Origin of the sequence: Massilia paldalensis, from assembly GCF_044901715.1 — a bacterium.
Taxonomy (GTDB): domain Bacteria; phylum Pseudomonadota; class Gammaproteobacteria; order Burkholderiales; family Burkholderiaceae_D; genus Telluria; species Telluria paldalensis.
In genome coordinates this window covers 1-8,121 of sequence record NZ_JBJCIU010000021.1, presented here as the reverse complement: position 1 = coordinate 8,121, position 8,121 = coordinate 1, and the positions used below count along the sequence as shown (strand labels likewise).

The window sequence follows — 8,121 nt, the reverse complement described above, 5'->3', positions numbered from 1 at the left end:
TAACCCCGCTCTACCACCTGTCTGACTGCTTCTTCCTTGAATTCAGGTGTGTAACGCTGTGTACTCATTCATTTCTCCTATGCTCAAATCATAGGTCAGAAATGTCCACCGGAGTGGGGGAAGTCCAATCATAGGTCAGAAATGTCCACCGGAGTGGGGGAAGTCCAATCATAGGTCAGAAATGTCCACCGGAGTGGGGGAAGTCCAATCAACGCTTCGAAGCGCGTGCCAAGACAGGGAACGAAACCGATGCCGATCCGAACGCCTGCGACTCGCTACCGTCAGATTGAGGCATACCCTAACTTGGCGTCAGACCATCCGGCGCTAAATCGTCAGAATAGAGTTGCCTTCCGAATTGATTGACATACGCCGTCAAGGGTCATAGATTTCTTCCTGACACATTTCCCTCAGGAGGATACCTTGCACGGTCAGCGCATCGGTTACGTCCGCGTCAGCAGCTTCGACCAGAACCCAGAACGGCAGCTCGAACAGATCCAGGTGGATAAAGTGTTCACCGACAAGGCGTCGGGCAAGGACACACGGCGGCCCGAACTGGAACGGCTGCTCGCCTTCGTGCGCGAAGGCGACACGGTCGTGGTGCACAGCATGGATCGTCTGGCGCGCAACCTCGACGACCTGCGCCGCCTGGTGCAGGGCCTCACCCAGCGCGGCGTACGCATCGAGTTCCTTAAGGAGCATTTGACCTTCACCGGCGAGGACTCGCCGATGGCGAACCTGATGCTGTCGGTAATGGGCGCGTTCGCCGAGTTCGAACGCGCCTTGATCCGCGAGCGGCAGCGCGAGGGCATCGCGCTCGCCAAGCAGCGCGGGGCCTACCGTGGCAGGAAGAAATCCCTGTCGTCTGAGCGTATTGCCGAACTGCGCCAACGTGTCGAGGCTGGCGAGCAAAAGACCAAGCTGGCTCGTGAATTCGGAATCAGTCGCGAAACCCTGTATCAATACTTGAGAACGGATCAGTAAATATGCCACGTCGTTCAATCCTGTCCGCCGCCGAGCGCGAAAGCCTGCTGGCGTTGCCGGACACCAAGGATGAGTTGATCCGTCACTACACGTTCAGCGAAACCGACCTCTCCATCATCCGGCAGCGGCGCGGCCCGGCCAACCGGCTGGGCTTCGCCGTGCAGCTCTGTTACCTGCGCTTTCCTGGTGTCATCCTGGGCGTCGATGAGCCGCCGTTTCCGCCCTTGTTGAAACTGGTCGCCGACCAGCTCAAGGTCAGCGTCGAAAGCTGGGACGAATACGGGCAGCGGGAGCAGACCCGGCGCGAGCACCTGGTCGAACTGCAAACGGTGTTCGGCTTCCAGCCCTTTACCATGGGCCACTACCGGCAGGCCGTCCAGTTGCTGACCGAGATGGCCTTGCAGACCGACAAGGGCATCGTGCTGGCCAGCACCTTGATCGAGCACCTGCGGCAGCAGTCGGTCATTCTGCCTGCCCTCAACGCCGTCGAGCGGGCGAGCGCCGAAGCAATCACCCGCGCCAACCGGCGCATCTACGATGCCTTGGCCGAACCGCTGTCGGACGCGCATCGCCGCCGCCTCGACGATCTGCTCAAGCGTCGGGACAACGGCAAAACGACCTGGCTGGCCTGGCTGCGCCAATCGCCCGTCAAACCGAATTCGCGGCACATGCTGGAACACATCGAACGCCTCAAAGCGTGGCAGGCGCTCGACCTGCCTTCTGGCATCGAGCGGTCGGTGCACCAGAACCGCCTGCTCAAGATCGCCCGTGAGGGTGGCCAGATGACGCCCGCCGACCTGGCCAAGTTCGAGGCGCAGCGACGCTATGCCACCCTGGTGGCGCTTGCCATCGAGGGCATGGCCACCGTCACCGACGAAATCATCGACCTGCACGACCGCATCCTGGGCAAGCTGTTCAACGCCGCCAAGAACAAGCATCAGCAGCAATTCCAGGCGTCCGGCAAGGCGATCAACGCCAAGGTGCGGCTGTTCGGCCGCATCGGCCAGGCGCTGATCGAGGCCAAGCAGGCGGGCCGCGATCCGTTCGCCGCCATCGAGGCCGTCATGTCCTGGGATGCCTTCGCCGAGAGCGTCACCGAAGCGCAGAAGCTTGCGCAGCCCGAGGACTTCGATTTCCTGCACCGCATCGGCGAAAGCTACGCCACGCTGCGCCGCTACGCGCCGGAATTCCTTGCCGTGCTCAAGCTGCGGGCCGCTCCCGCCGCGAAGGACGTGCTCGACGCCATCGAGGTGCTGCGCGGCATGAACAGCGACAACGCCCGCAAGGTGCCCGCCGACGCGCCGACCGAGTTCATCAAGCCGCGCTGGCAGAAGCTGGTCATGACCGACACCGGCATCGACCGGCGCTACTACGAACTGTGCGCGCTGTCGGAGATGAAGAACGCGTTGCGTTCCGGCGACATCTGGGTGCAGGGGTCGCGCCAGTTCAAGGACTTCGAGGACTACCTGGTGCCGCCCGCGAAATTCGCCAGCCTCAAGCAGGCCAGCGAATTGCCGCTGGCCGTGGCCACCGACTGCAACCGGTACCTGAACGACCGGCTGACGCTGCTGGAAACACAGCTTGCCACCGTCAACCGTATGGCGACGGCCAACGAGCTGCCGGACGCCATCATCACCGAGTCAGGCTTGAAGATCACGCCGCTCGACGCGGCGGTACCCGACACCGCCCAAGCGCTGATCGACCAGACGGCAATGATCCTGCCGCACGTCAAGATCACCGAACTGCTGCTGGAGGTGGACGAATGGACGGGCTTCACTCGGCATTTCGCGCATCTGAAATCGGGCGACCCGGCCAAAGACAAGAACCTGTTGCTGACCACGATCCTCGCCGACGCGATCAACCTGGGCCTGACCAAGATGGCGGAGTCTTGCCCCGGCACGACCTACGCCAAGCTGGCTTGGCTGCAAGCCTGGCACATCCGCGACGAAACCTACGGGGCGGCGCTGGCCGATCTGGTCAACGCACAGTTCCGCCATCCCTTCGCCGAGCACTGGGGCGACGGCACCACCTCATCGTCGGACGGCCAGAACTTCCGCACCGGCAGCAAGGCCGAGAGCACCGGCCACATCAACCCGAAATACGGGAGCAGCCCAGGGCGGACGTTCTACACCCACATTTCTGACCAGTACGCGCCATTTCACACCAAGGTCGTGAACGTCGGCGTGCGCGATTCGACCTACGTGCTCGACGGCCTGCTGTACCACGAGTCCGACTTGCGGATCGAGGAGCATTACACCGACACGGCGGGCTTCACCGATCACGTCTTCGCCCTGATGCACCTCCTGGGCTTCCGCTTCGCGCCGCGCATCCGCGACCTGGGCGACACCAAGCTCTACATCCCGAAGGGCGACGCCGCCTATGACGCGCTGAAACCCATGATCGGCGGCACGCTCAACATCAAGCACGTCCGCGCCCATTGGGACGAAATCCTGCGGCTGGCCACCTCGATCAAGCAGGGCACGGTGACGGCCTCCCTGATGCTCCGAAAGCTCGGCAGCTACCCACGCCAGAACGGCCTGGCCGTGGCGCTCCGCGAGCTGGGCCGCATCGAGCGCACGCTGTTCATCCTGGACTGGCTGCAAAGCGTGGAACTGCGCCGCCGCGTGCATGCCGGCCTGAACAAGGGCGAGGCGCGCAATGCGCTGGCCAGGGCAGTGTTTTTCAACCGCCTGGGTGAAATCCGCGACCGCAGTTTCGAGCAGCAGCGCTACCGGGCTAGCGGCCTCAATCTGGTAACGGCTGCCGTCGTGTTGTGGAACACGGTCTATCTGGAACGGGCTGCGCACGCGCTGCGTGGCAACGGCCATGCCGTTGATGACGCGCTGTTGCAGTACCTGTCGCCGCTCGGTTGGGAGCACATCAACCTCACCGGCGATTACCTCTGGCGCAGCAGCGCCAAGATCGGCGCGGGCAAGTTCAGGCCGCTACGACCGCTGCAACCGGCTTAGCGTGCTTTATTTTCCGTTTTCTGAGGCGACCCCGTCTTCTGATGTTCCCGCCACACAAGCTTGACCAGCGGCTCGGAGCAGCCCGCTAGCTTGGCCGTGGCCGATATGCTGTGGTTCTTCCTTAACGCAATGATCCGCGCGTGTAGGGCTGTATCCGCCTTCCTACCGCCCTTGTACTTGCCTTGTGACTTCGCCAAAGCGATACCTTCGCGCTGTCGTCGACGCATCGTTTCGTAGTTTTCCCTGGCCATTTGCAACAGGATCTTCAAGAGCATGTCTTGAACGGCTTCCAGTACGATCCTGGCGACTCCTGACGCCTCCGCTACCAGCTCGGACAGGTCAACCAAGCCTGGTACTGAAAGCCTAGCACCTGCAGCGCGAATTTTGGCAATCAAGGCTTCGGCTTCTGGCAGCGGGAGGCGGGTAATACGGTCAATGTGTTCGGCTACTACCACTTCGTCAGGCTGTAGATCAGCAATTAGTCGGAGTAGTTCTGGACGGTCGGCCCTCGCGCCGCTCGCCTTTTCCGCATAAACGGCCGCGACATAAAATCCTGCTGCTTCGGTTGTGGCACGCAACGTTGCCTGCCGCTCTAGATCCTGGTCGTCCGTGCTCACACGGAGGTATATGCGCGCAATCTTCACTCGAAGCTCGACCAGAAGTTAAACACTTGAGATTTGATTCAGATGATTTATGATTTTTCTGTTGGCAGAGTGCAAACTTTCCACAACCTCTTCACCAAAGCCGAAATGCTCATGATCCTTAAGCGCTTTTTCTGCTAGAGCACACAACGCTTCTTTTCTATGCAAGAGCACAGGATTAAGCGAGTCGGGTAGCAGGTGAAAGCGAACGAAATCTGCAAAGGCATCCAAAAGATATTCGTGCAGTTCGTCGTCAAGCTTAGACCACTCAACTACTATTGCAGGCTGATCAAACTGAGATTTGTTCAAAAAAGTTTTTGCGAACATGGAAAAACATTTTTGAGCATTCTCTATTTCAACGTCCTTCCAATAAAGCAAACCCATACGCCAGTAACAATAGGAATTCCCCTTTTTCGCACCGTCCTTGTAATATGAAAAAGCTTTAGAAAAGTCTGTCTCCTCATATTCTTCAGAATCATCAGACTCTAACGAGTCCTCCGCAGCATCTCTTGCTCGGTCTTCGTAGTAGTCCCCCAATATCGAATAAACCTCAAGGCTTCCTAACTTTGCGGCCGCGTGGAAATAACGAATTGCCTCTTCCTCATCTTTTATATAGTCGCCATAGCCAACAAGATAAGATATAGCCTCTCGCAAAGCGGCATCCCATGGATATATTTTATTCCTATCTTGGGTTTCATTATCTGAAGAGGGACTAATGACCTGGACGTCATTAATCAAACCTGGTGTCGAAAGAATTGCCCGCACCACTTCATTAACCGGAGCATTGAAGAACTCACGATTATCTGCAACTCGAAACCCTTTGCCGGCAAGAACCGTATGTACGTACGATTCTGCAACTGAGCAGTCCACAAACATCTGTTCAAAGACCACGATAAAAGGGGTCGGCAAACCACTCACGCTTGAAAGCTCTTGGGCGCGCTCTGAAGGCGTGCGTGTCGTTTTGCCAACTTTGACCAGTCCTGGCATTGCGCTGTTCGCGAGTACGTAAATGTAGCCTTGGATATTTTGCGTCACAAATTTCTCTTGGGAATTAGTTAAAATTTATTAGTTATTATTTTGACAGCAAAACCACGTTATCACTATCCATTTCCGCGCACTCTACCGCAATGTTGTTTATTTATCAAGATAATTAGAGTACACCCAAACTATACACCTAGAACCGGGTGTATAAAAACTTCCTCCCACGGCTCTAATTATACATGTGTTTTTTATCCACCCAAATTATCCAATAAATGCTGACGACAGTAGGCTGAGATACGTTTTTGCCAACAAATCGGCACCGACCGCGAGCTGTGGGACAAGGCCGAGCCGCTGCCGGCGCTGGACCGCACGCGCGCGATCCTGCAGCGCATCATCTACCACTGCCAGCTGGTCGGTGCGCTGCCGGGGACGTCGATCCAAAGAAGGTGCTGGGCCTGTTATGGGCCCATGTCCACGGCTTCACCCTGCTGGCCGCCAACCGCGTGCTGACCGAGCACGAGGTCGGACCGCCGGAACCCTTCCTGGAAGAGGGCGTCCGCATCATCCTGGACGGCTTCCGGCGCCCGGACTGCGCGCTCACGTCGCCAGGCTGAACGCGTAGCGGTCTTCGATCACGGTCAGCGGACCGACCGGCAGTTTCGCCGGCTTGTCCGTGTCGAGCTTGCGGAACTCGACGCCGGCGGCATGCGCTTTCTTGAGAAAATCGCGCACGAAGCCGATGGTGAACAGCTCGCCGGGGCAGCGCCGGTAGCCGAAGCCGAACGGCGCATAGCCCGCGGTGTCCGGCACCGGATAGGCGGTGCCGCCGACCGTGGCGTAGACGGCGCCGTACACGCTGTTCTCGACCTGGCCGCTGCGGCCGTCGCGCAGCGGGCGCGCCGTCTTGGCGAACGGGCAGCGCTGCAGCCCGGCGCCCCGGGCCGCGGCGGCGTCATGGTCGGACGTCAGCGGCGCCGCCAGGTAGCGGTCCGGGTCGAACGCGGCCGGGTCGGGCCAGTGCAGCGGGTTCTCGCTCGACGGCAGGTGCAGCGTCAGCACGCCGTTGTAGCCCTGGCCGCTGAAGCTCTGGCGCGCGTTCGACAGCGAATAGCTGCCGCCGTTCGGCGAAATTGTGCGGAACAGCTCCATCGTATAGCGGTCCAGCGGCGTGAACGGCGGCGTGTCGATGCGGTCCGGGTCGGCCATCGTGCGCGCGAACCAGTCCCGCACGGCCGCATCGCCGTCCTCGCGCGACAGCCGCGCCACGATGTTGAAGAGCGTGTTGCCCCACTGGCTGAACGCGAGGAAGTTGTGGAAGCATTCGAACACGATGTCCTTGCGGCGGAAGTTCTCGCCGAATTCGCCGTTCTTGATCCAGTAATGCACGATGGTCTTGTCGTAGCCCGGCGTACGGCCCTGCAGGATGTCCTCCACGCGCGCATCGACCCATTTCCGCAGGAAGGGCCGCAGCTTGCGCACCGCCATATAGCTCTGGTAGACGATGTCCATGGTCGGGAACCAGAAGCCGATCACGGTATTGAAGGCCTTGCCGATTTCGCGGATCTCGTCGGGGATCGCGTCGCCCGAAACGCCCAGGTGCAGGTCCCAGTACAGATCGAAATAGCTGCCGTAGTAGGCCTGCATCAGCGGCTTGCCGGCGTTCTCCGGCACGAACAGGCGGTCGAGGAAGGCCTGGATCTTGGGCTGGTAGCAGGCCGGGTACAGGTCGGCCGTGAAGGCGGAATAATAGATGCGCTTGCGTTCGTTGTCGGGGCCGCGGTTCTCGTAACCCTGCAGGAAGACGGACAGGCCTTCCTCTTCCATGTTCGGCGTCCAGTGCTCGTACAGCATGCCGAAGATGTGCGGCGGGATCGCCTTTTCCTTCGTCAGCTCGGTGTCGATCATGGGCAGCATCGGCTTTTCGCCGGTGACGATCGAGCCGGCCATGAAGGGCTTCACGGCATGCTCGACGTAATCCTTGTCGAAATAGGGCGGCAGGAAATTGATGGCGTGCTCGTCGGTGCGAGGTACAAACATACGCGGCTCCTTGAAGTGTCTGGTGTTACAAGAGTAACAGCAGGCGTTACTGTCGTAAATCGACTCAAGGTATCGTGCGCGGCGTGCGGGCCGTGTCGTCCAAATGTAAAAAAAGCGTGTACTTGGCCGGGTCGGATTTGTTAATCTTTCAAACTATCGCGGACGCGGCAGCGGCCCGCGCGCGTAGCGGGTCGAGTAGCCGACCACGCGCCGGCGCGCCGCATCCACCTTGACGTAGGAGCCGGACCCGAACTTGCCGCTGTCGTAGGCGTCGATGACGACCCAGGCCTGGTCGGTCTTCGGGAACGTGAAGCGGAACTGGGCCGCGCGTTCGGTCGGCGCAATCTCGGTGGTGACGTCGCTGTCGGCCAGGTAGACCTTGTAGGGCTCTGGTGCAAACCTGCAGCTCAGCTAGAATGACGGCCTTTGCCTGACATGCGTAGTCACACGAGCACGAGCGACCTGTTCAAGGGCCGACACTTCGAACAAGAGATCATCATCCTTTGCGTGCG

General features: G+C 59.7%; 8 protein-coding genes and 1 pseudogene. 5 read left to right on the top strand and 4 right to left on the bottom strand.

Annotated elements, in window-relative coordinates; all coding sequences use genetic code 11:
- The first annotated feature begins 167 nt into the window (after positions 1–167).
- The 3 genes from ACI1V7_RS28065 (at position 168) to ACI1V7_RS28055 (ending at position 3,950) form a co-directional block, all read left to right on the top strand.
- On the top strand, positions 168–290 hold the full coding sequence (locus tag ACI1V7_RS28065) for a DUF3330 domain-containing protein (protein ID WP_425593032.1): 123 nt from the start codon (positions 168–170) through the stop codon (positions 288–290).
- 130 nt (positions 291–420) lie between these two features.
- Positions 421–981, top strand: coding sequence for a recombinase family protein (locus ACI1V7_RS28060; RefSeq protein ID WP_003124096.1), 561 nt, complete (start codon positions 421–423; stop codon positions 979–981).
- 2 nt (positions 982–983) lie between these two features.
- The gene (locus tag ACI1V7_RS28055) at positions 984–3,950 is read left to right on the top strand and encodes a Tn3 family transposase (protein WP_001138070.1); all 2,967 of its coding nucleotides are present in this window, start codon (positions 984–986) and stop codon (positions 3,948–3,950) included.
- Here the strand turns inward: ACI1V7_RS28055 and ACI1V7_RS28050 are convergent.
- Positions 3,947–4,594 (bottom strand): recombinase family protein, encoded by a 648-nt coding sequence (locus ACI1V7_RS28050; protein ID WP_404535953.1) that lies wholly within the window; start codon positions 4,592–4,594, stop codon positions 3,947–3,949. The two genes, ACI1V7_RS28055 and ACI1V7_RS28050, sit on opposite strands and share 4 nt — an antisense overlap.
- An 18-nt stretch (positions 4,595–4,612) precedes the next feature.
- Positions 4,613–5,626 (bottom strand): GIY-YIG nuclease family protein, encoded by a 1,014-nt coding sequence (locus ACI1V7_RS28045; protein ID WP_404535951.1) that lies wholly within the window; start codon positions 5,624–5,626, stop codon positions 4,613–4,615.
- Between the two features lie 392 nt (positions 5,627–6,018).
- Between ACI1V7_RS28045 and ACI1V7_RS28040 the strand changes: the two genes are divergently transcribed.
- Positions 6,019–6,186, top strand: a complete 168-nt coding sequence (locus ACI1V7_RS28040) for a hypothetical protein (protein ID WP_379738159.1) — start codon at positions 6,019–6,021, stop codon at positions 6,184–6,186.
- Here ACI1V7_RS28040 and ACI1V7_RS28035 read toward each other — a convergent pair.
- Together ACI1V7_RS28035 and ACI1V7_RS28030 are read right to left on the bottom strand one after the other, a co-directional pair.
- The gene (locus tag ACI1V7_RS28035) at positions 6,170–7,609 is read right to left on the bottom strand and encodes a cytochrome P450 family protein (RefSeq protein ID WP_379738161.1); all 1,440 of its coding nucleotides are present in this window, start codon (positions 7,607–7,609) and stop codon (positions 6,170–6,172) included. The genes ACI1V7_RS28040 and ACI1V7_RS28035 overlap by 17 nt on opposite strands.
- A gap of 153 nt (positions 7,610–7,762) precedes the next feature.
- Positions 7,763–8,020 carry a hypothetical protein gene (locus ACI1V7_RS28030; RefSeq protein ID WP_404535957.1) on the bottom strand — a complete coding sequence of 86 codons (258 nt, stop codon included), beginning with the start codon at positions 8,018–8,020 and terminating at the stop codon, positions 7,763–7,765.
- Positions 8,021–8,044: 24 nt separating this feature from the next.
- Between ACI1V7_RS28030 and ACI1V7_RS28400 the strand changes: the two are divergent.
- Positions 8,045–8,121: pseudogene (locus tag ACI1V7_RS28400) on the top strand (IS6 family transposase); the annotation flags it as partial.

Bases quoted from the DNA above. Each gene is read 5' to 3' on its own strand.
- ACI1V7_RS28055 (WP_001138070.1), top strand. From the start codon at position 984: ATGCCACGTCGTTCAATCCTGTCCGCCGCCGAGCGCGAAAGCCTGCTG.
- ACI1V7_RS28035 (WP_379738161.1), bottom strand. From the start codon at position 7,609: ATGTTTGTACCTCGCACCGACGAGCACGCCATCAATTTCCTGCCGCCC.